Source organism: Lentzea terrae, assembly GCF_003265345.1.
In the GTDB taxonomy this organism is placed as follows: domain Bacteria; phylum Actinomycetota; class Actinomycetes; order Mycobacteriales; family Pseudonocardiaceae; genus Lentzea; species Lentzea terrae.
The window spans coordinates 432,268-457,965 of record NZ_QFWW01000006.1; the positions used below are offsets into that span (position 1 = coordinate 432,268).

The following is a 25,698-nucleotide window of genomic DNA, read 5'->3' on the forward strand; positions in this document are numbered from 1 at the left end:
TCACCAGATGCAGATCTACCAGCCCATGCTGTACGTCGGACTGGGTGGCACCGGCTGTCGCGTCGGGGCCGAGCTGGAGCGCAGGCTGCGGGAGGAGCTGTGCGGACCGGACGGCACCGAGCTCCAGCACCGCATGCAGGGCAAGAACTTCCTGCCCTACCAGCTGCCGTCGTGTCTCCAGTTCGTCTACGCGGACCTCAGCGAGGACGAGTTCGGCGCGCTGGAACGCCGGGTCGTGCCGGACCCGGAGTACCTGCCGGCCGCGGAACGGACGATGCACCTCGTCCGCGAACTGGTGCCGCACCACGACACCTATCCCGAGGTCGCGCGCAGCCTGCGCCTGGCCGCCTCGCAGTACGTCGACCCGTGGCTGCCACCGCCCACCGGCGAACCGCGGATCGGCCCGCTCGCCCGCGGCGCGGGTCAGCTGCCGACCGTGGGCCGTGCGGCGTTGTTCGAGACGTTCCGCGGTGGCACGTCAGCCGCCCAAGCCCCGCTGCGCAAGGCGATCGGCGCGATCAACAACTCGCTCGGCGAGCTGGCGCTGCTCGGCGGCGGCCACCGGGCGTTGTCGTGCGACGTCTTCGTGGCGTTCAGCGTCGCGGGCGGCACGGGAAGTGGCATCTTCTTCGACTTCCTGCACCTGATCGGCGACGTCTTCGCGCACCAGGACTACCGCGCGAGGATCTTCCCGCTCGTGCTGATGCCGTCCGCGTTCGACGAGGGACTGGGCGGGGGCCGGGCGGCGAGGCTGAACGCGGGCCGGTCGTTGCTCGACCTGTTCCGGTTGGTGGACGACCAGAACGCCCAGGTCGCCGGCACGGAACTGGACAGCTCCGGCATCAGCGGCTCGCTGTCCGTGCGCTACCCGGACCGCGAGGAGATCCGGCTGCGCGCCTCGACCGTGCAGACCGCGTTCCTCTTCGGCAAGGGCGCGGGCGTGCAACGCGAAGACCTGCACCGGTCGATCGTGTCGCTGGTGCTGTCGTTGATCGGCACGGATCTCGGCACCGACGGCGACGGCGGCACCCATGCGATCGCGCAGACCTACATGAGCTTCGCCGACTCGTTCATCAACAGCGCGGTCGAGCGCGAGGTGCCCGCGCCGACCGGCATCGGCAACCGCGGTGTGTCGACCAGCTCGGTCGCGTCGATGACGGTTCCGGTGGACGACATCGCGGAGATCATCAGCTCCCGCCTGCTCGCCGCCGCGGTCACCGAGCTGGACCGGCCGGCCACCGGGCAGGCGGAGAACAACTCGCCGTTCATCGAGCGGTTCTTCACCGAGTCCAATGTGGACCCTTTGCGGCTGCGCGCACCCGTGCCGATCAAGGAGGTGGCCGCGGTCAGCGGTGCCGAGGCGATCTCCAGGGCGCTCGCGACCCGTGCCCGCACGATGGAGTCCGGCCTGCGCACGCTGGACCAGCAGCTGGCCCGGCAGATCCCGGACATGGTGCAGACGTTCGACGCCGGTCGCGCGGTCAAGTCGTTGCTGGGCGAGATCGACCTGTTCCGGCTCCGGCGCGTGCTCAACGGCCACGACGGGCTCACCGACGAGCCGAGCGCGCTCGGGTTCGCCAAGATCCTCGAACTGCGCCGCGGCGAACCGGCGGCCCCGCCCGGCCTGACGCTGAACCCGCCGACCTCCGCCGGTATCAAGGGCAAGTTCCTGCGCAAGCTGCAGTTCTCCGACCCGGCCGTGCAGGCGGCGATCAAGCGGCAGAACGAGTGGTACGAGTGGCGGGCCAAGCGGGTCTGGCACGCCGCCTGGAACGACCAGGCGGTGCGCTGGGACCTCAAGCTCAAAGCCGTGCAGCAGCAGGTGCTTTCGCTCGTCACGGCGTTCGAGGAGCACGCACGGCAGAGCGAGCGCCGGTTCAGCGCGCGGGCCCGTGAGCTGTACCAGCAGCGCGTCGGCGTGACGTACCTGTTGCCGCGGCAGGGCGACCTCGAACCGTTCTACGACGCGGTGGTGCGCCGGTTCGTGGACTATTACGTGCACCAGGGCGGCACGCTGCACCCGACCGCGACGGCGGGCGACCTCGTCACCGAGATCCTCGGCGAGGAGGGCTGGCAGCACGCCTACGACATGGTGCTGGACGGCCGCGGCCCGGCGATGGCGGTGGCGCACGTCAAGGACCAGGTGAAGCAGGCCGTGAAGCGGCTCTTCTCCTTCCGCGACGGGCAGCACCGGCCGTTGCTGCCGGCGTTGCAGGAGCTGCTGGCGGCCGCGGCGGGCAAGCCGGGCGCGCGCGTCGGCGACGACGAGCTGGCGCAGTTCCGGGAGAAGCTCGCCGGGCTGGTGCCCGGCGGGTTCGCGCCGAGCGGCACCGGCAAGCTGCGGATCCTGTTCAGCTATCCGGCCGCGGCCAAGGACCTCGAGCTGGAGAAGTTCCTGCGAGGCGAGGTCTCGCTGCCGCGCCAGGACGCGGTGGTCGAGTTCCGCCCGATCGCCGCCGAGTCGATCACGGTGGTGCTGTTCCGCAGCTCGATGGGCCTGACCGAGGTGCCGGAGGTCCGCGAGGTGCTCAAGCACTGGTCGGACGCGCTCAAGAACGAGGAGCAGCAGGACTTCCTGAAGTGGCGGCAGCGGCTGGGCTACGACTTCGGTTACCTGGCCACGATTCCCGAGCACCGCGAACGGATCCTGCACCACCTGCTGTGCGCGGCGTGGAACGACCAGATCACCGTGACGGGCGCGGAGGACTCGCCGTCCGCGATCACCGTGAAGCTCGGCGACGGCGCGCAGGCCAGCATGCGGCTGCCGCTCGAACCGTTCGGCCGCATGTCGAGCTGGGCCAGCCTGCTGTCCGCGTACGAGGCGTGGGTGCTCACCGACGACGAGCAGATCCGCCGCGACTTCTGCGCCAAGCTGATCTCCACGACTCCGCGCGGGGTCGACCGGCGGCCGGACAAGCCGGCGCAGCTCTTCGACCAGATCGTCGGCATGGCCTCGGCCGAACTGGCCCGCATCGACACCGAACTGGGTCAGCGCACCGGCGAGAGCGGCACGCGCAGGTTGCTGGCGTTGCGGGAGTTCTGGGAGGAGACGCTGCCCGGCGCGCTGCGGCTGCCGTTCCGCGGCGTCACGAACCCGTTGCAGGACAACCTGGACGACCTGCGCGAGTGGGTCGCGCGTGATCCCGAATGGTTGCGCCCGTGAACCCCGAGCCCGTGATGACGCTGGACCTCCGCACCCCGGAAGGTCAGGCGGACACGCTGGAACTGCCGTCGAGCCGGGTGCTGGTGGTCGACACGACCGACGCGTTGAGCGAGCACCACCACCACTTCGAACGGCTCGCGCGACTGCCGCAGGTCACCGGCGTCGTGCTGGTGGCGATCGGCGGCATCGGCGCCGATCCCGTGCTGCGCACCCCGTCGGCGCTGGCCGGTGTCGGCGTGACGCTGTGGGTCGGCGACGGTCTCGGTGTGCCGTGGGAAGGCGGTTCGCAACGGCCGGGCGCCGGCCGCGGTGAGGCCACTGTGGACGACCTGCTCGCGGCGCTGCGGCTGCCCAACGTGTTCGACCGGGTGTTCGCGGACGTCGGCGTGCTGCCGCACCAGGCCGCGAGCCCCGGTCTGGCCGTGGACTACGCGGTCGTCGAGCCGGGCATGATGCGGTCGTTGAAGCTGCAGGCGTTGCAGCAGCTCGTCGCCACCGGAGTCGCGGCACGGCTGCACGACCGCGAGTCGACCGAGCTGTCCTCGGTGATGCGCTCGGCGGTCGAGGGCGACGCAACGTCCGTGCGCCAGGGATCACCGTTGTACGAGGCGATGTCGAAGGCGCAGCGCGAACTCCAGTCCGCCGCCCGGTCGATCGACCGGTGGCGGACGTGGCGCGGGCTCTTCGGTCTGAGGGCGGCCCATCGGGTCGTGCTCGACCGGCTGTCCGCAGCGGGCAACGCGTTGCTGCAGCACCACAAGGTGGCGCGCAAGGCGTTGAGGGACGTGGATTCGAGCCTTGCCGAGGGCTATCCGCCGCCGGGCGAGCTCGTCGAGCAGGGCCTGCCCTCCCCCGCGCCGGTCAACTCCGAGGAAATGGCGGTGGCGCTGCACAAGGCGGTGACGGCCGAGCTGATCGGCGGCCGCACGCTGCCGGGCATCGCCGAGCAGGCCCGCCGGCTGGGCAACCAGCTCGGTGCCGCACGCAGCCTCGCGGTGTCCGAACAGGACTCGGCCGCCGACCTGGAGAAGTGGGCCCGCGGGCTGATCTCGCCGCCACCGGTGCAGGTCTGGACGGGCGCCGTCGGCGGTCTACTGGTGGTGGCCGGGCTGACGACCATGCTCAGCACCCTGCTGACCGGTCTGGGCGCGTGGCCGTTGCTGCTGATGCTGCCGTTGTGGCTCGGCCTGATCACGTTGCTGTCGGCCAACTCCCGGATCGACTTCGACCTCGCTTACCTCTACGCGACCACGCTCTTCGTCGTGAGCACGTGCGGCGCGATCGGGCTGGGCGGTGCGCTCGACTGGTCACCGGGCCCGCTCGTCGCGACGGGCATCCTGCTGGGCCTGGTCGTGATCTTGTTGCTCTCGACCTACCTGGCCTGGCGCAGGATCGTCGCCCGGTGGCGGGACGCGGTGCCGTTGCGCCAGGCCTTCGCGGCCGACCGGCGGCTGTCCGACCAGGTGTCGCGGACGATCGCGCAACGCTGGTCGCCCGCCGACCGCAGCCGCCGGCTCGCGGACTCGCTGCTGGTGATCGCCGGCGGGGTCGACGCCGTGGTCGAGGTCTTCCAGGACGTCATCAGGGAGGCCAAGGACCTCGACGGCGAGCACACGTTCGGCGACTCCTCCGCAGGGCTGGCCGAGGTCCTGCACCACGACCTGGTGGCGGTCACGCTGGAGGTGCTGCAGCCGTCGTTCGAGGCGATCGCGTCGCGGCTGCCGATGTCCGGTGACTCGAAGCGATCCGTGGTGCGGGCCCGGAAGCTCATCGACGCGTACGACAAGCACCTCGAACGCGCCGGTCTGCGCGAGCTGCCGTCGTTCGTCGCCGACGACGGGCCACGACGCAGGCTCGCCGCGCAGTTGTGGCAGAGCTCGGCGTCGTCCCGGCACATCCTGCAGCTCACCGAACGCAGCCGGATGACGCAGCTGTGCGCGGCGGAGGACGTCCGTCTGCTGCAGGCCGACGGGGCGAAGGTGGTGCACTTCGCGTCGGCGGACATGGACCTGCCGCCGATCGACGGCGGTTCCGACGAGGTCATCCGCACCAAGGGCGACGCGGTGGGCGCGCTGCGGCTCACCCCGATCCTCGCCAGGTACGTGTCGCGTGAGGTGCAGACGCAATGAACTTCGAGAAGCTCGCCGGCCGGGATCCGGCCGGCCGCGAGGCGACCTGGCTGGTCCAGGCCCTCGACGCGGACCGCGTGAAGACCGACGACGGCACCACGCTCGTGCTCAGGACGTTGCCGGCCGAGGCGAACCCGGTCGAACTCGCTCACGCCGAAGTGCTGCTGGACAACGAGATCCGCGCGTTGACCCGGCTGCACACCAGATACCTGCGGCCGTTGCCGGAACTGCCGCAGATCGTCGGCTACGACTTCGACTCCGCAGAACCGTTCCTGCTGCTGGAACCGCCGATCGGCAAGTGCGTCGACGGCGGGCTGCGGACGTTGCTGATCGACGAGCGCCGCCGGTTCATGATCGGGCTCTTCCGCGCACTGGCCCAGCTCGACGCCGTCGACCTGGTGCACGGCTCGGTCGGGCTCTCCTCGTTGTGCTGGGACGGCGCGACGACGCAGCTGGTGGATCTGCAGCACGCGGTGGGCACCGGCGAGGCGCCACGCCTGTCCCGCACCGGTTCCGTGGCGCATCCCGGTCACGACGTGCGCGCGGCGGGCCGGGTCGTCTACGAACTGTTCACCGGCAAGCACGTGGCGCTCGGTGACACGCCGGACCTGGCGTCGCAGCCCGAGGTGCTGGCGTCGTTGCTGCGCGGTGTCTTCGAGCCGGATCCGCAGCACCGGCCGACCGCCTTGGAGATGCTGGAACGGCTGAACGACCGGGATCCGTTGCCGCGACCGGTCGACGTGACGTCCGCGATGCAGCCGGGCTACGACCGGTTCGACGAGCTGCGTCCGCCGAAGCTTGCGGCACGGCCGGTCCTGCAACCGACTGTGCCGCGACCTGCTTCTGCGCCGAAGCCTCAGCAGATTCCGTTGGCACCACTGGCGATCGTCGTGTTCTTGGTCGTCGCGGCGATCGCGATCCTCGTGGCGGTGATCTGATGACGACACCCGGTACCAAACGCGTGCAGTGCCCGATCTGCCTGGAGTCGTTCGCGTGGCGCGAGGACGCGCTCTACCGGCGGGTGGTCGACGACAGCGGCGCCCGCTGGGTGAAAGCCGATCTCTCCGGCATCACCAACGAGGTGAAGCGCAAGGACCGCCGGGCCCGCTGCTACGTGAAATGTCCCAACCCCGGCAAGGAGAACCAGGAGCACTACCTGCCGGTCTCGCACCGCGACCACGGCGACCCGATCGTGATCGGCATGATCGGCCGGCACGCGTCCGGCAAGACCCACCTGCTGACCGCGATGATCCACGAGGCGTTGCGCGGCGACCTGCGCCACCACGGCCTGACCTTCGAACCGGCGGACGAGCTGCGGCACGCGGCGTTCCAGCGCGAGATCGACCAGCTCATGCGCGGCAACAAGCTCAACGCCACCAAGGACCTTCGCGAGGACTTCGCGACCTATCTCCTGGTCCGCACGACTGCCGGGACGACCAGGCCGATCGTGTTCTTCGACGTGGCCGGTGAGGACTTCGTGCAGTCGGGGCCGCACTCGCTGGGCGGCCAGTTCGTGCTGGGCGCGACCGCGTTGATGTTCGTCGACCATCCGGCGAGCGCGGTGCCGGCGTTGCGCGGCGACAAGGACGTGGACCGCAACCCGGCGTTCTCCGGTGCGCTGGAACGGATGGGGCGCCGGGCGGACGTGGCGAAGCTGCCGGTGGCGGTCGTGCTGTCCAAAGCGGACGAACTCCGCTACGAACATCCGGTCGACTACTGGATCCGGCGGGACGATCTGCGTTCGCCGTTGGAGGCCGAGGCTTTCCGCGAGGAGAGCAGGGACGTCTACGCGTTCCTGGACCGGTTTCAGGCCAGGCACATGCTCGACGTGTTCGAACGGTTCCAGCGCAGCACGATGCACGTCGTGTCGGCCACCGGATCGCAGGCGGACGAGAACAACCTGTTCCCGCGCGGTGTCCGGCCGGCCCGTGTTCTGCGGCCGCTGCTGGCATTGCTCGCGATGAGCGGACTCGTCGACCACCCGGAAGCCGCGGAGGTGGGCACATGAGCGTGGACCAGCTGCTGTTCGCCGTCAGCGACAGCAAAGGCATGAACCTGGTGGCGGCGTCGTTCTCCGTTCACGACGCCGACAGGTGGGACGGCTGGAACGAGAAGCTGCGCCAGCACAGCCGGTTGCTCGGTGTCGGTGCCACACCTCGGGTCTCGTTCAGCCACCTGACGTTCCGGGACGGCACCGCCGCGTTGCTGCGCCGCTCGGCCCGGCCGGGCGACGTCGGCCGCAACGTTGCCCACGCGCTGGTGGGCGACCGCCGCACGATCGCGCGCCTGGTGCCGGCCATGACCTGCTGGCACGGGTGGTTGGACGAACGGCCGCGCAGCAACGAGCTGGCGGACGTGGACCTGGCGGAGTTCACCGCCGACGTGCGGCCGCTGGACGACCCGGTGCTGCTGCCGATCCTCGCGCGGGTGTTGTCCTGGCCGACCGCCGCCTACAGCGTGGTCGGGGTGCCGGCGGGGCGCGAGCTGTCCGTGATGTGGACGCTGCGGGCCCTGGTGCACAACCGCGAGTGGACGTTCTCCACCTACGAGCAGGACGATGCCCGCCCGAACCTGCCTCGTGTCGTCTTCCTGCCCGAGTGGCCGGCTGCGGACGTCGAGGCGCCGGAGGAACGGCAGCGGATCGACGTGCGTGCGGAGCTGCGGCCGAACGACTGGGCCACCAAAGAGGCGGAGCAGCTGCTCGCCAGGCTCGCGGACCCGACCGTGGTTCCGGAGCTCGTCGACGAGCCGGCGGTCGTGTTCGAGGCCCCCTCGCCGCCACCCAGGGCGACCTGGCCCGCGCCGGATCTCGTGCACGGGGACGCCCCGCTGCCGCAACGGCTCGCGCAGTTCGCCGAGCTCGCCGGGCAGATCGACGGCGAGGCGTGGCACGAGCAGATCTGCGCGTGGATCGAGGACCGCGTGAACGCGCCGGACCCGTTCGTGGCAACGTTCGTGCAGGCCCAGCGATTCAAGGGCTACCTGGGTTTCGACGCCGCGATCAGCCGCCGGTGGATGGCCGAGCAGGGTGTTCTGGTCGCACGCCCCTCGTTCGTGGAGGGTGTTCCGGTCACCAGACCGCCGGTCGACGAAAGCCTCGCCCGCAAGATGTGGGGCAAGCACGAGGCGTGGTCGCACTTGGCCAACGACCACAAGCGCCGCGCTGTCTCGTTCCGGCTCGGAGTGCTCGGCACGCTCGCCGGCAGTGCGCTGCTCACGGTGCTGGCCGCGCAGTTCAGTCCCTCCTGGCCACCTGTCGCCGGCATCGCGGCTGCTGTGGTCACGGCGATGCTGGTCGTGCTCGGCATCTGGTTCCGCGCCGTGCAGGAGCCAGCCGAGCGCCTGGCGTGGACGACCGCGCGAAGGACCGCCGAGCAGGTGAAGGCCGAGGTGTGCAAGTACCTCGCGGGCGCGTCTCCGTACCGCGACCGCGAGGCGGTGGCTCGGCTCACGAAGCTGATCGACCACTTCGAGGGGGAGGAGAAGAAGCACGGGGTGGCCGCCGAAACGCCGGTGATCCACGACCACCGCTCCTATGTGGACAACCGAGTGCGCGACCAGATCAACTACCACCGCGCCACGGCTGAGCGCTTGAAGCGCAGCCTGGGTCGCTTGAAGATGGCCGAGTACGTCTTCCAGGGCATGGCCGCGGCGCTGGCGGCAGTCGGTGCTGTGCAGGGCTACGAACTGGCCGTGTGGGTGGGTCTGCTCACCACGATCGCCGGTGCCGTCACCACGCACATCGCCCAGACCGGCTACGACCGTCTCGTCGTCCGCTACCACCGCACCGTGGCTGACCTCGAACAACTCGTCGACACCCTGCCCGCACACCCCGACCCGGCTGTGGAGGACACCTTCGTGACGAGCTGCGAGCAGGTCATCGCCCGCCAGAACGACGACTGGTTGACCCAGCTCACGGGAAAGCAGTCCAGGTGATCAGTAGGCTGGTGTCGTGACCGACTTGGCCGACGACCTCTCGCTCCTTCGCGACCTCGAGCGGCGGCTGCTCGTGTACAAGTTCGCGATCGAGGAGCTGATGACGAAGCTCCGCATCCTTTCCGAGGAGTTCGACTCGGTCCACCGGCACGACCCGATCGAGCACATCACGAACCGCGTCAAGAAGCCGGAAGGCATCCTCGACAAGCTCCGCCGCAAGGGCTTGCCGCTGGACGTCGAGTCGATCGGCGACGTGCTCGACGACATCGCCGGCGTGCGGGTGATCTGCCCGTTCGTGTCCGACGTCTACCGCGTCTCGGCGATGCTGGCGCGGCAGCACGACGTGGAGATCCTGCGCACCAAGGACTACATCGCGTCCCCGAAGCCCAACGGGTACCGCAGCCTGCACCTGATCGTGCGGATTCCGGTGTTCCTGTCGGACCGCGTCGAGCACGTGAAGGTGGAGGTGCAGCTGCGCACCATCGCCATGGACTTCTGGGCGACGCTGGAGCACAAGCTGTTCTACAAGTACTTCGACAGCCCGCCTGCTGACTTCGTGGACGAGCTGAAGTCTTCTGCGTTGATCGCGGCTCAGCTGGATGAGCGGATGGAGTCGTTGCACCGGCGGATCCACCAGGACGACCACTGAGGGTTTGCAGTGGTTGCGTTGGGATGGTTGGGCTTCAGTTTCCGGGTCGGCGCCAGCCGCAACTATCCTCACCGAAGTGAAAACGGTCCTGCCGCTGTGCGCAGCCGGCTTCGTCACAGCGTTCGGCGCCCACTCAGTAGCCTCAGGCCTGGGCTTCCTGCAGACCAACCTCCTGGCACTGGGCCTGATCCTGGCGATCTACGACGGCGCCGAGGTCCTCCTCAAACCGGTCTTCGGCACCCTGGCGGACCGAATCGGCCCCCGCCCGGTCCTGATCGCCGGCCTGGCAACGTTCGCCGCAGCCAGCGCCGCCTTCACCCTCATCGACAACGTGGCCATCACGAGGTTCGGCCAGGGCGTGGCAGCAGCAGCGTTCTCCCCAGCAGCCAGCGCGATGGTCGCCAGACTCACCCCGGACAACGCGAGAGGCAAGGCGTTCGGCCGTTACGGCGCCTGGAAAGGCATCGGCTACACCACAGGCCCGCTGATCGGCGGCATCCTGATCCACTTCGGCAGTTTCGACGTCCTGTTCCTCACCATGGCGGCGATGGCGGCAGGAGTAGCACTCTGGGCGGCCAAAGCAGTCCCGAACCTCGAACCCCTGCCCCGCCACCGACAAACCGTCAAGGACCTGGCCAAGCGCCTGTCCCACAAGGACTTCCTGAAACCAACCGCGGCACTGGCAGCGTCCACCGCCGCACTGGCCACCGGAGTCGGATTCCTCCCGGTGAAGGCAGCCCAGCACGGCCCGATCGTCACGGGCGCGGCCATCTCCCTCCTGGCCATCACCGCAGCACTCATCCAGCCCCGCATCGGCAGGGCCCTGGACGCGAACAGAATCACGACAAAAACCGGCACCCGAGCAGGAATCCTCGCCGCAGCAGCAGGTTTCGTGGCAGCGGCGAGCATCCCCGGACTCCCCGGCACGCTGACAGCGGCCGTGCTCATCGGAGCAGGGTCAGGAGCCGTGACCCCACTGGCGTTCGCCGCACTCGCCAGAACCACACCAGAAAACCGGCTGGGTCAGACGATGGGCAGCGCCGAGGTCGGCAGGGAACTGGGCGACGCGGGCGGCCCGCTCCTCGTCGGAGGGGTCGCCACGATCGCCTCACTACCGGCCGGCCTGCTCGCACTGGCCGCCGTCATCGCCCTCACGGCTTGGTGATCTCCAGCTGCAGCTCGGTCACCCAGTCCGCCGGATCCCCCTCGCCGTACTGCAGGTACACCTCACGCGCGAACCCGTTCTGCCGGTACCCGTGCGCCTCGACCCACGCCGCCACCGCCTGGTAGGTGACGTCCACGTCGTCCATCGTCCCCCGGTGCACGATCGTCGCCGCCTCGGACAACGCCGGCAGGTCCACAACTTCGAAGTCGTACGAAGCAGCGGGCGAGACCGAGACCGTCAACCCGGCCTGCACCAGCACCTCATCACCGTCAGCAGGCTCGTAAGTGGCGATCCCGTACCCGGTGATCGGCACCTCAGCGCGCTCAAGACGTGCGATCAGCTCCGGATACAAAGGCTGGATGACCGGACCGATGTCCTCCGGCCCGTAGGAAGCAGCAGTCGCGGTCAACCGAGCAACACGGACAGCAGGAACAGGCTTCACAACAACATCGTCAGTGGGCATTGCGCCTTCCCTTTCAATGGCGTGGAGACGTGCTTCCACCCGCCGCAATCGCGACTCGTCCGCAAGAATCTGCTGTCGCAGCTCAGCTCGCCGCAACGAAAGCATTCCGTGCAGTTGCTCGACGGAAAGTTTCTCGTCGAGCACCACGCGAACCTGGTCCAAAGTCAGACCGAGGTCCTTCAGCGCGACGAGCCGGTTGAGTCGGGGGAGCTGCGTGGCGGTGTAGAAGCGGTAGCCCGACGACGGGTCGACGTGGGCCGGCGGGAGCAGCCCGACCGCGTCGTAATGGCGCAGCATCCGCACCGACACGCGCCCCAGTTGGGCGAAGTCTCCGATGGTGAACATGACTGCTCCTGTGTAGGGGCTGACACGGTGTGAGGGTCAAGAAATGATGGGTTTGAGCAACGCTCCGGGTGCGCATCCTGGGGCGTTGACGAGAGGTGGCACATGACGTTCGCACATCCGGCGTTGTTCTACTCCGACGAGGAGTCCTACATCGACGGGACGGTCCCGTTCGTCGTGGAAGGCCTCGCAAACGCCGAAGCCGTGGCCATCGCGGTGCCGAACACGAAGTTGACGCTGCTCAAGGAGGCGCTCAGCGGGTTCGCGCACCTCGTGACCTTCATCGACCTGTCGGAGACCGGCCGCAACCCTGGCCGCATCATCCCCGAGCTCCGCGTGTTCGCCGACCAGCACCGCGGGCCCGTGCGGATCATCAGCGAACCGGTGTGGAACCACCGCACCGAGGTCGAGTATCCCGCGTGCGCGCTGCACGAGGCGTTGGTCAACTACGCCTTCAGCGGCCGCAACCTCAGCATTCTCTGCCCGTACGACATCTCGTCGCTCAGCCACGACGTCCTGGCCGACGCCGAGAAGACTCACCCGGTCGTGATCGACGCGAGCGGCCACCGTCCCAGCGACCACTTCCACCCCGCACGGGTGGTCGTCGCGGCGCACTCGCTACCCCTGCACACGCCCGAACACGCGGCCAGCACGTCCATCGCGGCTGGTGCGATGGCTGCGGTGCGGGCGTTCGCGCGGGAGCAGGCCGTGAAGCACGGGCTCGCGCAAGATCGGGTCGACGACTTCGCGCTCGCGGTCACCGAGCTCGCGACGAACAGCGTGCGGCACGGCGGCGGTGAGAGCACCGTCCGGGTGTGGGCCGAAAGTGAAAGTATTGTTTGCCAAGTCAACGACAACGGGCACATCACCGATGTGCTGGCCGGCCGCACGCCTGTTCACGCAAACGATCCAGGCGGTCGCGGTCTGTTGCTGGTCAACCGTTTGGCCGACCTCGTGCGCACCCAAACGACGTCGTCAGGCACTGCAATCCAGGTCAGATTCGATCTGGGCAACAAAAAGGCAACGTGATCGACATACATTTGGGCGTTCTCGTTATAGCTTGAGCACGTGCACGACGAGGAAGCGACGGAAATCGGTTACACGGGTGCCCGTTTCGGGTCTCCGAAGACCCGCAGACGGCTGCGTGACGAGCGAACCAACGACTCGGTGACGCAGCAACTGCCCCGTCAGCAACCGTTGCGCCAACGCCCACCGGAACCGCCGCCGGAGTGGCCGATGCAGGAAGAGGAACCACCACCCGCCCCCGCGCGGGACAGCGCTCTCGTCCGTCCCTACGCCCGCACCGGCGGCCGGACCGCGGCCCGCCACGACCTCCGCCTGGAAACGCTGCTCTCCACGGACGAGGACCGCCTCTACCGCGCGAACAACGACCAGGCGTCGATGATGCGGCTGTGCCTGCAGCCGCGGTCGGTCGCCGAGATCTCCGCGCTCATGAAGATCCCGCTGGGTGTCACGCGAGTGCTGCTGAGCGACCTGATCACGCTCGACCTGGTCGCCGTGCACGAGCCGGGCGACAAGCCGAACATGGCGCTGCTCGAACGCGTTCTGAACGGCCTGCGGAAGCTGTAGCCACCCGTTCGCCAGCGCGCGAGATCACGCCGGGTCGCCGATAATTCTCACCGTGGCGACTCCCAGCGACGAGACCCCGAAGGCGCCGATCACCGAGCCGATCCCGGCGGCCGGGCAAGCCAAGCCTCCGGCGACCATTCCTCCAGCGGCCGCGCAGAAGAAGCTGCGGCCCACCCGGATCAGCGGCACCTGGATCGCCGTGCTGGTCGCGATCGTGGTGCTGATCTTCCTGCTCGTCTTCATCCTGCAGAACGGTGACAGCGCGACCATCCACTTCCTGTGGATCGAGGCGAGCCTTCCGCTCGGCGTGGCACTGCTGTTCGGTGCGATCGGCGGCGCACTGCTGGTCGCGGTCGTCGGCGCGGCCAGGATCCTTCAGTTGCGGCGTCAGGCGAAACGGCTCACTGGTCGTCCCTCGACCTCATCACCAGCTCGACGCGAGAGCTGATCCCCAGCTTCCGGAAGATCTTGCGCAGGTGGAAGTTCACCGTGTGCGGCGACATGAACAGCTGCGTCGAGATCTGCCGGTTCGTCTGCCCCTTGGCCACCAGGTTCGCGATCGCCCGTTCGGTGTCGTCCAAACTGGACCATCCGGACGAGGGCCGCACCGGAGCCGCCCGTCGCCGCCGGCCGAGCTTGCGCAACCGGCCCAGCACCCTCGCGCTGTCCCGCGACGCACCGATCTCCCGGTACAGCTCGAGCGCGTTCTCCAGCGCCTTCACCGACGCCGCCCGGTCCGGCGACGACGCCAGCAGCACACCGAGGTCCTCCGCCGCGTTCGCCCGTGCCCACAGGTCGCGGTGCTGTTGTGCTGCCCGTTCGAGCAACGACGCATCGCCGTCGAACAACCCTCGCGCGTGCAACGCGGCCGCCGCCACCGCACGGAACGCGGGGTTCTCCTCCGCCAGCCGCTCCACGCGATCCACCACGGCCTTGGCCAGCCGCTCGTCCCCCGCCTCCACGGCCCGCCGCACGAACCACCCGGCCGCACGCGGTTCCTCGGCGAACAACCCGGACGCCACCAGCCCCGGATACTCGTCCGTCAACAGCCCCAGCGCCTTGTCCAGCCCGAAACCAACGTAGGAAACGAGCACGTCGGCCCACTGGTAGTAGGCGCGCGAGAACATGATCCCGTCCACCGGCACGCGGCCGCGGTAGCGCTCGACGTGCTCGATCGCAGCGGGCAGATCGCCGGTGTGGATCGCGACCATGGCGAGCACCGCCAACGCCGGCGCGACCAACGCCGTGTGCCCGGTCTCCTCCGCCACCGACAACGCGTTGCGCGCCTCGACCGCCGCTTCCTCGATCCGCCCCGCCTGCAACAGGATCCGCGCCTGCACGACCGAGGTCATGAGCTCCTTGGTGACCACCGACGACGGCCCGCTGCGCGCTCGCCGCACCACGCTGTCCGCTTCCGAGAACTCCCGCAGCCCGGAGAGCAGCGTCGCCAGCAGCAACTGCGGATACGCGCACAGATCGTGTGAGGTGACGGCCTGCGCGGCTTCGCGTGCCAGTTCCAGTGCCGCGGCGGGTTGTCCGGTGTCGCGCGCGATCGCCGCCAGCACCGCCAGCGCGGTCGCCAGCACGTCGTCCGGCGAACCGGTGTGCGTGCGCACGACCGTTTCGGCGAGCTCCTCCGCCCGGCGCCGATCATGGCCGAGCAACGCCATCATCCGGGTGATCTCCACCCACGGCACGAGTTCCGGCAACAGGTCGGGTTCGGCGAGCAACGCCTCGGTGATCTCCACCGACTCGGCGTGCTGCGCGCCCAGCAGCGTCGTCGTCGCCACGCAGTGCCGCAGCTTGGCGGCGGAAACCGGGGAAACCTGACGGGACAACGCGTCCTGTGCGAGCGCTTGCGCCGCGGCGAGCTTCCCCGCCGCCGTCAACGCCCGCACCGCGACGACCGTCCGCTGCACCAACAGCACCGACGCCTGGTCGGTCAGCTCCAGCGCCCGCACCGCCAGTTCGGCAGCGGCGTCGGGTGCGTTCCACAGCACGGCAATCGCTGCCGCGACCAGTCCGTCGATCGACCGCACATCCCCGCGCTGGGCGCCGAGCAGCAGGTGCTGCGCCGCCGTGACCGCGGAATCCCCGCGCCCCAACAGCATTTCGCCGGCCTCGCGGTGCAGCGCGCGCCGCACGGGTGGGGGCACGGAGTCGGCGACCAGCCGCCAGACCAGCTCGTGCCGGAACGCCAGCCGGTCTTCCAGCGACGTCACGACCCCGGCACCGATGACCTCGTCCAAGGCGGGCAACAGGATCGCGGTGCTGGACGCCAGCAGCTCCGCGACGTCACCGGGCTCGAACCGCGGCCCGAGCACCGACGCCACCTGCAGCACGTGCCGTGCCTTGCCGCTCAACGAACTGACGCGGTCGCGCAGCAACGCCTCGGTGCGCCGCGGCAGGCGATCACCGCGCAACGACGCGTGCTCGGCGGAGATCTCCACCTGACCGTCTTCGCGAAGAGCGTCGAAGAGACTGATCAGTGCGGCGGGATTTCCTTGCGCCGTCGACGCCAAGGCTCGAAGATCATGATCAGGAATTCCGCCGGCGAGATCGGTGACGAGCTCGGCGATCACGTTGTCCGTCAACGGGCGAAGCTCGATCCGCACGGCACCCCGCTGTGCGGCGGCGGCGAACAGGCGGTCCGCTCCCTCACCACAGCGGCGGGCGAGCAGCCAGACGACCTTCTCGTGGCTGGAGGCGGGTAGCAGTGCGCGCAACGCGGCCAGGGTGCCCGGCTCGGCCAGGTGGAGATCGTCGAGCACGACGAGCGTGGGTGCCTGCGGTTCCCGTTCCGCCAAACGAGCCAGCAAAAACGGCTGATCCAGTTCGTCCTGCGCCGTGGCGACTTCGAAACCGCGGCGTGCGGCGACAGCGGCGGCCTCGGCCAGCAACCGCGTCTTGCCGGTTCCCGCCGCGCCGTCCACCAACACCACACCGGTGCCCGCGTCCAGCACGCTGTTCAGGAGCTCACGTTCTCCCTCGCGGCCGCGGAACACCCCGTCCCGATTCCCCGACACCATTTTTCCCTTTCGCTCCGCGGCGGCGGAGAACTGCGCTGCTTTACCACAACCACCACGCGACGACCAGCCCTGAGGCAGCTTCACTGGGCCGTCCGGATGACCCCGTGCAGCCGCCGCCCGGCTGCCGCTACCCATTCGAGTAGCAGCCCGGCGGATCATACGGGCACCATCCCTGTTGAGACGCCCGTAGCGCAGGAACCTTTACCTGGGCAAGTGGCGCTCTTTCTCCTAGCATCAATTCCGCTGATCCATTCACCCACGGATTGTGGAGAGATCTTGGAAAACCGGCTGAAAGTGTGGTGTGCCGGAATCAGCGACCAGGTGACGCCGGGCACGACCACCGTCGTGGAAGGCGCACCCGGCACGGGCAAGACCGCGGCGCTCGACGACCTCGCCGCGCGCTGGGAAGCCTCCGGCAGGCACGTCGTGCGGGCGCGTGCGAGTGCCCTCGAGGGCGAGCTGCCGTTCGGGATCGTGGCCCAGCTCTTCGACATGGTCGACCCCGGCCTCGTGCCATCGGAGGCGCTCGGAGCGCTCCAGCTGACCACGTCGACCGCCGACTTCGCCGTGCTGCACGGCGTGTACCGGCTGGCCGCGACGCTCGCCGGGTCGAGTGGACTGCTCATCGCCGTGGACGACGCGCACTGGGCTGATGCCGCGTCACTGCGCTGGCTCGCCTACCTGGCTTTGCGCGTCCAACGTTTGCCCATCTCTCTCGTGCTGGCCGTGGGCGCAGGTGAGCGATGCGACGACCCTTCTTATGGCGAGATCATCGCCGCGTGTCGCCGGGTCACGTTGGACAACATGTCGTTGGACGACATCGCCGCGTTGATCTCTCCGGCACCGGCTCCCGAGTTCGTGGCTGCCTGTCTGGAGGCGACCGGCGGCAACCCGCTGACGGTGACGCGGCTGGTCAAGGCGCTGGCCGAGGACGGGGTGCCACCGACCGCCGAGGCCGCGTGGCGGGTCGCGCAACGCGGTGCGGAGGTGTCCGGCGAGATCATGGCGGCGCGGCTGCGGCGTCGTCCGGCCGCGGTGGTGGCCGCCGCGCACGCCATGGCCGTGCTCGGACCGTCGCCGCATCCCGGCGTGCTGGCCGAACTGTCGCGGTTGAGCCCGGTCGAGCTGGCCGAGGCGATGCGCACAGTCGAGCTGCTCGGCGTGGCCGGGCCGACGGTTCTCGACGACGTGCCCGCGCCCACGCGGGCTGCTTTGCATCTGCGGGCCGCACAGTCGTTGCGCACGCACGGCGCCTCTGACCGGGTGGTGGCCCAGCACCTGCTGGAGACCTCGCCGGGGCTGGAGCCGTGGGCGGGCGAGGTGCTGGACCGGGCCGCGCAGGAGGCCGTGAACCAGGGCGACTCTTCTGGTGCCGCCCGGCTGTTGTGGCGGGCACTGCGCGAACCGGTCGCGAACCCGTCGCGCGCGTTGCGGCTGTTGGGCGTTGCCGAGCTGGTCGGCAACCTTCCCGGTGCCACCGCACGGTTGCGCGAGGCCTTCGAGTCCGATGAGGACGATGCAGAGTCCGCGGTCGCGCTGTCCTACGCCCTGCACGCCGAGGGCAAGCCGGCCGAGCTGACGACCGTGCTGTCGGGCAGTTCTGCGTGGGCGCAGGCGCATCTCGCCGTGCACGGGCTGGCGTGGCAGGAAGCCGTGCCGGCGTCCGTTTCGCTGGCCAGTCCCGCCGGGGTGCTGCATCGCGTGATGGTCGGCGACATCAGTGCCGACGAGGCAGTTCCGCTGGTGTCGACCGAGACCATGATGTCCGCGCTGGCCTCCGCGATGGTCCTCAACCTGGCCGACTCCCTGGACTCGGCACTGACCGTGCTCGACGACGTGGACCGCGCCCAAGCACCGGCATTGCGGGCGCTGACCTACGTGATGCGCGCGAACGTCCAGCGCCGCAAGGGAGATCTCGCCTCCGCCCGCGCCGACCTGACGCTCGCCGGTGACCACCTGCGGCAGGACCAGCGCTGGCACGCGATCTCGACCTGGCACGCCGCGCTGCTCGCCGACATCCTGCTCGAGGAGAGCCGTCTGGACGAAGCGGCGGCACTGATCGCCGAGGCCTCGACCGACGAAGCGCGGCGAGTGTGGCCGTACGGCGGATTGCTGACCGTTCGCGGACGGATGCAGACCGCACGAGGCGACGACCACGAGGCGTTGGAGTCGTTCCTCGCTGCTGGACGGCACTGCGAAGCCTGGCCGTACCGCAATCCTGCCGCGCTGGCCTGGCGTTCCGGGGCGGCGTTGGCCTGCGCGGCGATGGGTGATGGCGAACGCGCGCGCAAGTTCGCCAACGAAGAGGTCGTGCTCGCACGCGCCTGGGGTGCACCGCGCGCGTTGGGCATGGCGTTGCGCGCGGAAGGCCGAGTCACGGCAGGAACGCCAGGCCGGACGTTGCTGGAAGAGGCCGTGCGGGTGCTGCGCGGTTCACCCGCCCGTCTGGAACTGGCGCGCGCGTTGGTCGACCTCGGCGTCGTGTCACGACGTCAGGGCGACACGGCCGGAGCGCGCGCGTGCCTGCGTGACGCGGTGGACCTCGCGCAGAAGTGCGGTTCGACGGCGATGGCCGCGCGGGCGCACTCCGAACTGGTCGCGACCGGCGCCGGACCTCGGCGGATGCGCCAGACCGGCCCGACCGCGCTGACCCCGACCGAGCACCAGGTGGCGGCTCTGGCGGCACGCGGGCGGTCCAACGAGGAGATCGCCTCGACGTTGCTGATGCCCGCGCACGCCGTAGAGGGCGTGCTGTCGAGGACCTACCGCAAGCTCGGTGTCTCGGGCAGGTTGCAGCTCGCGGAAGCGCTCGACGTGGACTGATCGTCCAGGAACCGCTGGATGCGGGCGGCGTCATCGGCCCGGTGCTGGGCCTGACACAGCTCGAGCGCCCGCTGCCAGGTCGTCCGGGCCTGGTCGTGGTGTCCCAGCGCGAGCAGGGTGTGACCGAGGCGCTTGAGCGTGTCGGCCTCGTGGTAGTCGTAGCCGATGTCGCGGATCACGCTGAGAGCCTGCCGGTAGCGGTCCAGCGCCGAGCTGTGGTGGCCGGTGTGGTGGGCGATGTGACCGAGACTGTCCAATGTGGTCGCTTCCAGCTCCCGGTCGCGGTTCTGCCGAGCCATGGTCAGTGCGATCTCGCAGTGGGTGCGCGCCTGCTCGTACAACCCCAGTTCCGCCTGGTGCCAGCCCACCTGGGTGTGTGACCACGCCACCCAGACGGGCAGGTCGAGCTCTTGGAACAGGCGCAGCGCGGGGAGGGCGTGTTCCAGGGCTCGCCGGTCGTCGCCCAGTTCCTCCCAGAACCCGGCGATGACGTGGTGCGCGTTGGCCTGGCCGAGGACGTCGCCCATCTCCTCACAGGCGTCGAGTGAGATGCGTACGTGGTGGAGGGCTTCGGCGTGGAGCCCCAGTCCACCGCAAGCGACGCCGAGCCGCCTTCTGGCGAGTATCTGTGCGCGCCTGTCCGGGGAGTGGTCCGCGGCCGCCACACCGGCCCGCCACACCGCCACGAGATCGAGGTAGTTCCCCCGTCTGCGCAGGAAGGTGTCCATCCCCCAGGCGAGGTGCCAGATCTTGGCGTGCCAGCCGTGCTCGGCGGCCAGCTGCTGCACCGCGAGGAGGTTCGGCAACTCGGTGGTGAGCCATGCCGTCGCGGCTGCCTCGTCCGCGAACTCGTGCGCGACACAGCCCGCCGCAGGTGGTCCGAGCACGATCGGTAGGCCCGGCGGGTCCAGCACCCGCTCCGCGGCGAACGCGGCGTGCACGTAGAAGTCGACCACCCGCTCCAGCGCGGAGGTACCGCGCTGGGCGCGTTCAGCCGCGTACAGCCGGACGAGGTCGTGCATCCGGTAGCGGCCTGGGGCGTGCTGGTCGACGAGGTGCGCCTGTTCGAGTTCCTTCAAGCAGGCACGGACACCGGGCAACGCCGTGAGGCTCGCGGCGGCGGGCAGGCCGATGTCCGCACCGGGAGCGAGCCCGAGCGCACCGAACACCTCCGCCGCTGCTGCGGACAACGCGTGGTAGGACCAGGAGAACACGGCGCGCAAGCTCACCAGGTCCTCCCCTGCGTCCAGGGTGTCGAGGGTGCTCTGCTCGCGCAGTTCGTCGGCCAGCACGGACAACGGGAGGTCCGGGTGCGCGGCGGCGCGGGCGGCCACGATGCTGATCGCCAACGGCAGACCCGCGCAGTACGCCAGGAGTTCCTCAGCTTGAGGATCTTCACCCAGGTGTGCGGCCAGGAGCCGATGTGCCTCCTCGTCGCTCAACCGGTCCAGGTTCACCGCTTTCGCGCCGTGCGCGGCAACCAACCCGCTGAGGTGCCGCCTGCTGGTGACCAGAACTCGACACGTGGGGCTACCGGGCAACAGCGGCGCGACCTGCGCGCTGTCGGCCGCGTTGTCCAGGAACACGAGCATTCGCTTGCCGGCAACCAGACTCCGGTACAGCCCGGCCTGTGCGTCCACCTCGACCGGCACGGCGGACGGCGCGACGCCCAGCGCGTCGAGGAAGCCGCGGACCGCTGTCGTGGCAGGCATTGGTTGCCCGGTGGGGTCGAAGCCGCGCAGGTTGACGTACAGCTGGCCGTCCGGGAACCGGTCGAGATGGTCGTGCGCCCACTGCGACGCGAGCCAGGTCTTGCCCATCCCGCCGAGTCCGCCGACCGCGGTGATGACCACGGTGTCCTCCAGTGCGGCGTCGAGGGCGGCGAGTTCGCGCGTTCTGCCGGTGAAGCGCCGTGGTCTTGCCGGAAGTTGTTGCGGCACCGCCGGTCTGGCTCGGGTGGGAGCAGTCAGCGTTGGGTCGGTCGCGAGGATTCGCTCGTGCAGACGTTGCAACGGCGGACCGGGATCGGTGCCGAGCTCGTCCGCCAGTCGCCTGCGCATCTGCCGGTACTGCTCGAGCGCGTCGGCTGACCGGCCGCTCTGGTACAGCGCGAGCATGAGCTGTCCGGCCAGGCGTTCGTCCAGCGGGTTGCCGGCCGCCCACGTGGCCAGGTCGGGCAGCACCGCGGCGTGCAGACCCAGCCGGAGCTGGACGTCGACGAGGTCGAGCCGGATCGCGTGCCGATGTCCGATCAGCGTGGCGCGCAACGATTCCAGCCAATCGGTGGTCAGGCCGGCGAACGGTTCCCCTCCCCACAACGTCAGCGCCTCCTCCAGCAGGGCGGCGGTCTTGCTGTCGTCATCGGCTGCGCGACCGTCCTGAACGAGCCGACGGAACCGGTGCAGGTCAACAGTTTCCGGGTCGACGGTGAGCTGGTAGCCGGTCGACCTGCGGGCGATCGGCACAGCCGTGGGCTCCAAAGCGTTGCGCAGCATGGTGATGCTGTGCTGAACGGCGGCACGCGGCTTGCGCGGCAGGCGCCGTTCGCCCCAGACCCGATCCACCAGTTGGTCCACCGACACCACTTGGTTCGCCTCGACCAGCAGAACCGCCAGCACAGCACGGAGTTGCGCGTAGCCGATCGCGAGCGGCCGATCGTGGACGTGCGCTTGAACATCGCCGAGCAGACGGAACCGCACCGCCATCTGGTTTCCTCCCCGTGCCCCTGCAATCAATACCGGGGCACGGGGAGGAAGTCACGTCACGGCCAGATCTGCCACCACTGGTCGTTGTAGCCGAGGATGCAGTCGTAGTGCACGGCACTCTCGCCGTTCTTGCCCTTGTTGGACGGCACCGCGAGACACCGGTTGCTCTTGTAGTTGCGCAACCGGTAGTGGACGTTGTCGGGCATGAGCTCGGGCAGCCACCACTGGTCGTACCAGCCGTCGACGCAGTCGTACTGCACGAGCTTCTTGCCGTTGCCGGGGTTCGGCGCCGCGAGGCAGCGACCGGTGTTCTGGTTGCGGAGCCGGTAGTAGCCGGGCGCGGCGTCGATCGGCTCGAAGCGCCAGTACTGGTCGGTGTAGTTGCTGTAGCAGTCGTAGTGGATCACGGGCTTGCTGTTCCAGTTGTCCGCCGAGTTCACCGCGAGGCACTTGCGGTGGTAGTTGTTGATCAGGTTCTGGTAGGTGCCCGGATTGATGCCCTGCACCACCGGTTGCTGCTGCTCCACTGCCACCGCCGCAGCGGGTACCAGGAACAGCGCCGACGCCGCGACCACCGCGGCCGTCAACGCCTTGCGTAACCAGGTGCTCATCCATCCTCCAAGAAGCGTCGGTGTGACGCGGCAGAGCGTCGCGGCCGGCGTGGTTGCGTTTCGTTGGCACCGCGTGAGTCACCTGGTCAGGCAGGTTTGGACCCGTTCGGCCGATGGTTTCCGTTGCAACGTTCGGCCTATCGTGCTGCGCATGGCGAGTGACCTGCAACGACGCAAGGTGACAGTGGTGTTCGGAGCAATGGACGCCAACCGGGACGGCTACCTGACCGAGAGCGACTTCCGCGCACTCACCGCGCGGTGGGTGTCGTTGCGCGGCGGCGACGAGGAACTGTTGTCCGGCGTGATGATGGGCTGGTGGGCCACCCTGTCGGCCGCCGCCGGCGAGGACCGGGTGACCGTGGACCACGTCCTGAACATCGTGGACGCGCTCCCGAAGACCCCGGAAGCCGTCACCCACACCGCCGACGCGATGTTCGCCGCGGTCGACGAGAACCGCGACGACTACATCTCCTCCGACGAGTACCGGACGATGATCGCCGCCTGGCTGGGCCACGACGGCGTCACCGACTTCGCCGCTTTGGACGCGGACGGCGACGGCAGGCTGTCGCGCGCGGAGTTCGCCGAGCTGTGGCTGGAGTTCTGGGCCGGTGACGACGCCACCGCGGCCGGCACCTACGTGTTCGGGCCGGTCTAGGACTGGCTCTGATCTTTCCCACTACCAACTGGCCTCCGGACTTCACCGGGAGGTCATCCGGTCCGGGGCTAGCCTGAGACGATGGTTCTGGGGGAACTGCACGCGGTCATTCCGAGTCCCACGCAGGGCGTCTGGCATCTCGGGCCGATTCCGTTGCGCGCCTACGCCATCTGCATCATCGCCGGCATCCTCGTCGCCATCTGGCTCACCGAACGCCGCTGGGCCCAGCGCGGCGGCGACCCCGGTGCCGTGGCGCGGATCGCGTACTGGGCGGTCCCGTTCGGCGTCGTCGGCGCCCGGCTGTACCACGTGATCACGTCCTGGCAGCCGTACTTCGGCCCCGGCGGCAACCCGATCGAGGCGCTCTACATCTGGAAGGGCGGCATGGGCGTCTGGGGCGCCATCGCGTTCGGCGCGCTCGGAGCCTGGATCGGCGCACGCCGTGCGGGCATCCAGCTCGCCCCGATGGCGGACGCGGCGGCCCCGGGAATCGCGCTGGCCCAGGGCATCGGCCGCCTCGGCAACTGGTTCAACAACGAGGTCTACGGCGGGCCCACCGACCTGCCGTGGGGACTCGTGATCCACCAGTGGGACCAGTCGGCCGGCCGCGCGGTCCTCCAGGACGGCGTTCCGGTCGTCCTGGGCACGTTCCACCCCGCGTTCCTCTACGAACTGTTGTGGGACTTCGGGGTGGCGGCCGTCGTGATCTGGGCGGACCGCCGCTTCCGGCTCGGCAACGGTCGCGCCTTCTGGCTGTACGTCGCGCTCTACACCGCGGGCCGGTTGTGGATCGAAGCGCTCCGGACCGACCCGGCGAACCACGTCCTGGGGCTGCGCCTGAACATCTGGACGGCGCTGATCTTGGGCCTCACCGCGGTGGTCTTCATGCGGTTGTCCGGACGACGGCGAGGCGGCCCTGTGCCGGCACCCCGTCCTGATGCCACGAACCAGTGACCACAGCGGCCGCGTCGCCAGGCGGATCTTGCGGGACGAGCCGCCGGTCGAGGTCGATCACCGCCGCTTCCGGGACGAACCGGCGGATCAGCGTGCCGCGTGCCTCGGCAGGGCCGAACCCGGTGCGGGCAGCCGACTCCGAGACCCCGCCGGTGGCGACGAGGTCCAGGAGCACGGCGGTCCACACCGGGTCCGTCACCGCGTCGTAGATCCACCGCGTGCCCAGCACGCTGTGCTCCGCCGTCGTGACGAGCGTGCCACCGTCGAGCGGCGCGGGCCGGTAGGTCAGCGGCACCTGGTACACCGCCTGGCCGTCGTGGAGCAGGTGCGTCTCCATCCCGACCTCGCCCGCCGGGTCCTCGAACCGCAGGAAACCGGTGGGCCGCAACCCACCCGGCCCTTCGTACCACGCCTGACCCTCAACCCACGCCGGCAGGAACTCCCGGAAGTGCGGGCTGAGGGTGGCACCTTTGTGAATCTTCCCCACGCGTCGCAGGCTACGCGTGCACGAGGGTGAAGAACTCCTGACGTGACGCGGGGTTGTTCCGCAGCACGCCCTGCAGCGCCGAGGTGACCGTGCGGGATCCGTTGACCCGCACGCCTCTCAGCGCCATGCACATGTGCTCCGCCTCGATCACGACACCAACTCCCTTTGGCTGCAGGTGTTCCTGCAACCAGTCGGCGACCTGCTTGGTGAGCCGTTCCTGCACCTGCAGGTCGCGCGCGAACCGCTCCACTACCCGCGCGAGCTTCGACAGCCCCAGGATCCGCTCACCCGGCAGGTAACCGACGTGCGCGACCCCGTGGAACGGCAACATGTGGTGCTCGCACAACGACTGCACGGGAATCCCGCGCGCCAGCACCAGTTCGTCGTAGCCCTCGTCGTTCGGGAACGTCGTCAGGTTGAACGAACGCGGCGTCAGCAGCTCGGCGTACGCCTCGGCGACGCGGCGCGGCGTGTCGGCCAGATGCACCGAGTACGGGTCCTTGCCCAACGCCTTCAGCAGTTCCATGACCGCCTGCTGCGCCGCCTCGACGTCGATCGTCACCGGCTGGCCAGCCTGGACAACGCCAGCGCACCGACCAGCAACCCGAAGTCGCGCAACGCGATGTCGTAGTAGCCGGGCCCGGTCACCAGGTTCACGATGATCCCGAGCAGCCACGCGGCAACGACGAGCCCGCCCCACTTCGGCTGCAACGCGACCAGCACACCGGCCACGATCTCGATCACGCCCACGATGTACATCGCCGTCTGCGGGGTGCCGGGCACGATCGAGTCGATCCACGGCGCCAGGTAGACCGGCCAGTCCACGAGCAGGTTCAGGAACTTGTCCAGCCCGAACAGGATCGGCGCCACCGTGAACACCGTGCGCAACAGCACGAACGCCTGCGTCGCCGGATCCGTGCGCGTCAGGACTGCCATGACTCCTCCTTCTAACGACAACTTGCGTTAACGTTAGAACCACTGGCAGATTTTCGTCAAC

At 69.3% G+C, this 25,698-nt stretch carries 20 protein-coding genes; 13 read left to right on the forward strand and 7 right to left on the reverse strand.

What is annotated here, in order from left to right; all coding sequences use genetic code 11:
• The first annotated feature begins 7 nt into the window (after positions 1-7).
• From DI276_RS11125 to DI276_RS11155, 7 genes are all read left to right on the forward strand, one after another.
• Positions 8-3,163, forward strand: a complete 3,156-nt coding sequence (locus tag DI276_RS11125; protein WP_112263169.1) for a tubulin-like doman-containing protein — start codon at positions 8-10, stop codon at positions 3,161-3,163.
• Entirely contained in the window at positions 3,160-5,292 is a 2,133-nt protein-coding gene (locus DI276_RS11130) for a hypothetical protein (protein ID WP_157984642.1), read from the forward strand. The genes DI276_RS11125 and DI276_RS11130 overlap by 4 nt, the downstream gene beginning before the upstream one ends.
• Positions 5,289-6,230: a hypothetical protein gene (locus DI276_RS11135; protein ID WP_112263171.1), complete on the forward strand. Its 942-nt coding sequence runs from the start codon at positions 5,289-5,291 to the stop codon at positions 6,228-6,230. The genes DI276_RS11130 and DI276_RS11135 overlap by 4 nt, the downstream gene beginning before the upstream one ends.
• Positions 6,230-7,300 carry a TRAFAC clade GTPase domain-containing protein gene (locus DI276_RS11140; protein WP_112263172.1) on the forward strand — a complete coding sequence of 357 codons (1,071 nt, stop codon included), beginning with the start codon at positions 6,230-6,232 and terminating at the stop codon, positions 7,298-7,300. The genes DI276_RS11135 and DI276_RS11140 overlap by 1 nt, the downstream gene beginning before the upstream one ends.
• Complete coding sequence (locus DI276_RS11145; RefSeq protein WP_157984643.1) at positions 7,297-9,228, forward strand: DUF4231 domain-containing protein; 1,932 nt, start codon at positions 7,297-7,299, stop codon at positions 9,226-9,228. The genes DI276_RS11140 and DI276_RS11145 overlap by 4 nt, the downstream gene beginning before the upstream one ends.
• 16 nt (positions 9,229-9,244) lie before the next feature.
• On the forward strand, positions 9,245-9,877 hold the full coding sequence (locus DI276_RS11150; protein WP_232836576.1) for a GTP pyrophosphokinase: 633 nt from the start codon (positions 9,245-9,247) through the stop codon (positions 9,875-9,877).
• A gap of 76 nt (positions 9,878-9,953) precedes the next feature.
• Entirely contained in the window at positions 9,954-11,042 is a 1,089-nt protein-coding gene (locus DI276_RS11155; RefSeq protein ID WP_232836577.1) for an MFS transporter, read from the forward strand.
• Here the strand turns inward: DI276_RS11155 and DI276_RS11160 are convergent.
• Entirely contained in the window at positions 11,029-11,850 is an 822-nt protein-coding gene (locus DI276_RS11160) for a MerR family transcriptional regulator (RefSeq protein WP_112263175.1), read from the reverse strand. The genes DI276_RS11155 and DI276_RS11160 overlap by 14 nt on opposite strands.
• Before the next feature lie 102 nt (positions 11,851-11,952).
• Here DI276_RS11160 and DI276_RS11165 point away from each other — a divergent pair, with 102 nt between their 5' ends.
• Genes DI276_RS11165 through DI276_RS11175 form a run of 3 tightly spaced genes read left to right on the forward strand, consistent with a single transcriptional unit; the run spans position 11,953 to position 13,885 of the window.
• Positions 11,953-12,876 carry an anti-sigma factor RsbA family regulatory protein gene (locus DI276_RS11165; protein WP_112263176.1) on the forward strand — a complete coding sequence of 308 codons (924 nt, stop codon included), beginning with the start codon at positions 11,953-11,955 and terminating at the stop codon, positions 12,874-12,876.
• A 39-nt stretch (positions 12,877-12,915) separates the two neighbouring features.
• The gene (locus DI276_RS11170; protein WP_112263177.1) at positions 12,916-13,437 is read left to right on the forward strand and encodes a DUF742 domain-containing protein; all 522 of its coding nucleotides are present in this window, start codon (positions 12,916-12,918) and stop codon (positions 13,435-13,437) included.
• A gap of 52 nt (positions 13,438-13,489) precedes the next feature.
• The gene (locus DI276_RS11175) at positions 13,490-13,885 is read left to right on the forward strand and encodes a LapA family protein (protein WP_198680562.1); all 396 of its coding nucleotides are present in this window, start codon (positions 13,490-13,492) and stop codon (positions 13,883-13,885) included.
• Here DI276_RS11175 and DI276_RS52950 read toward each other — a convergent pair.
• Positions 13,839-16,463, reverse strand: coding sequence for a helix-turn-helix transcriptional regulator (locus DI276_RS52950; protein WP_157984644.1), 2,625 nt, complete (start codon positions 16,461-16,463; stop codon positions 13,839-13,841). The two genes, DI276_RS11175 and DI276_RS52950, sit on opposite strands and share 47 nt — an antisense overlap.
• Before the next feature lie 279 nt (positions 16,464-16,742).
• Here DI276_RS52950 and DI276_RS11185 point away from each other — a divergent pair, with 279 nt between their 5' ends.
• Positions 16,743-19,289, forward strand: a complete 2,547-nt coding sequence (locus tag DI276_RS11185) for an AAA family ATPase (protein WP_198680563.1) — start codon at positions 16,743-16,745, stop codon at positions 19,287-19,289.
• On the opposite strand, the gene DI276_RS11190 is transcribed toward DI276_RS11185, so the two are convergent.
• Positions 19,229-21,994, reverse strand: coding sequence for an AfsR/SARP family transcriptional regulator (locus DI276_RS11190; protein WP_112263180.1), 2,766 nt, complete (start codon positions 21,992-21,994; stop codon positions 19,229-19,231). The two genes, DI276_RS11185 and DI276_RS11190, sit on opposite strands and share 61 nt — an antisense overlap.
• A 56-nt stretch (positions 21,995-22,050) precedes the next feature.
• Positions 22,051-22,605 carry an RICIN domain-containing protein gene (locus DI276_RS11195; RefSeq protein ID WP_112263181.1) on the reverse strand — a complete coding sequence of 185 codons (555 nt, stop codon included), beginning with the start codon at positions 22,603-22,605 and terminating at the stop codon, positions 22,051-22,053.
• Here DI276_RS11195 and DI276_RS11200 point away from each other — a divergent pair.
• Both DI276_RS11200 and lgt read left to right on the forward strand, forming a co-directional pair.
• Positions 22,490-23,260: an EF-hand domain-containing protein gene (locus tag DI276_RS11200; RefSeq protein WP_112263182.1), complete on the forward strand. Its 771-nt coding sequence runs from the start codon at positions 22,490-22,492 to the stop codon at positions 23,258-23,260. The two genes, DI276_RS11195 and DI276_RS11200, sit on opposite strands and share 116 nt — an antisense overlap.
• 81 nt (positions 23,261-23,341) lie before the next feature.
• Positions 23,342-24,214 carry a prolipoprotein diacylglyceryl transferase gene (gene lgt, locus DI276_RS11205; protein ID WP_112263183.1) on the forward strand — a complete coding sequence of 291 codons (873 nt, stop codon included), beginning with the start codon at positions 23,342-23,344 and terminating at the stop codon, positions 24,212-24,214.
• Here lgt and DI276_RS11210 read toward each other — a convergent pair.
• The 3 genes from DI276_RS11210 to DI276_RS11220 are packed head-to-tail and all read right to left on the reverse strand — an operon-like array spanning position 24,144 to position 25,637.
• Entirely contained in the window at positions 24,144-24,701 is a 558-nt protein-coding gene (locus tag DI276_RS11210; protein WP_112263184.1) for a maltokinase N-terminal cap-like domain-containing protein, read from the reverse strand. The genes lgt and DI276_RS11210 overlap by 71 nt on opposite strands.
• A 10-nt stretch (positions 24,702-24,711) precedes the next feature.
• Entirely contained in the window at positions 24,712-25,263 is a 552-nt protein-coding gene (folE, locus tag DI276_RS11215) for a GTP cyclohydrolase I FolE (protein WP_269814248.1), read from the reverse strand.
• Positions 25,260-25,637: a hypothetical protein gene (locus DI276_RS11220; protein ID WP_119724474.1), complete on the reverse strand. Its 378-nt coding sequence runs from the start codon at positions 25,635-25,637 to the stop codon at positions 25,260-25,262. The genes folE and DI276_RS11220 overlap by 4 nt, the downstream gene beginning before the upstream one ends.
• Positions 25,638-25,698: the final 61 nt, after the last annotated feature.

What these genes read in the sequence shown, in the direction of transcription:
- DI276_RS11125 (WP_112263169.1), top strand. Translation starts at nt 8, where the DNA reads ATGCAGATCTACCAGCCCATGCTGTACGTCGGACTGGGTGGCACCGGC.
- DI276_RS11135 (WP_112263171.1), top strand. Translation starts at nt 5,289, where the DNA reads ATGAACTTCGAGAAGCTCGCCGGCCGGGATCCGGCCGGCCGCGAGGCG.
- DI276_RS11140 (WP_112263172.1), top strand. Translation starts at nt 6,230, where the DNA reads ATGACGACACCCGGTACCAAACGCGTGCAGTGCCCGATCTGCCTGGAG.
- DI276_RS11145 (WP_157984643.1), top strand. Translation starts at nt 7,297, where the DNA reads ATGAGCGTGGACCAGCTGCTGTTCGCCGTCAGCGACAGCAAAGGCATG.
- DI276_RS11160 (WP_112263175.1), bottom strand. Translation starts at nt 11,850, where the DNA reads ATGTTCACCATCGGAGACTTCGCCCAACTGGGGCGCGTGTCGGTGCGG.
- DI276_RS11165 (WP_112263176.1), top strand. Translation starts at nt 11,953, where the DNA reads ATGACGTTCGCACATCCGGCGTTGTTCTACTCCGACGAGGAGTCCTAC.
- DI276_RS11190 (WP_112263180.1), bottom strand. Translation starts at nt 21,994, where the DNA reads ATGGCGGTGCGGTTCCGTCTGCTCGGCGATGTTCAAGCGCACGTCCAC.
- DI276_RS11200 (WP_112263182.1), top strand. Translation starts at nt 22,490, where the DNA reads ATGCCCTGCACCACCGGTTGCTGCTGCTCCACTGCCACCGCCGCAGCG.
- DI276_RS11195 (WP_112263181.1), bottom strand. Translation starts at nt 22,605, where the DNA reads ATGAGCACCTGGTTACGCAAGGCGTTGACGGCCGCGGTGGTCGCGGCG.
- lgt (WP_112263183.1), top strand. Translation starts at nt 23,342, where the DNA reads ATGGTTCTGGGGGAACTGCACGCGGTCATTCCGAGTCCCACGCAGGGC.
- DI276_RS11220 (WP_119724474.1), bottom strand. Translation starts at nt 25,637, where the DNA reads ATGGCAGTCCTGACGCGCACGGATCCGGCGACGCAGGCGTTCGTGCTG.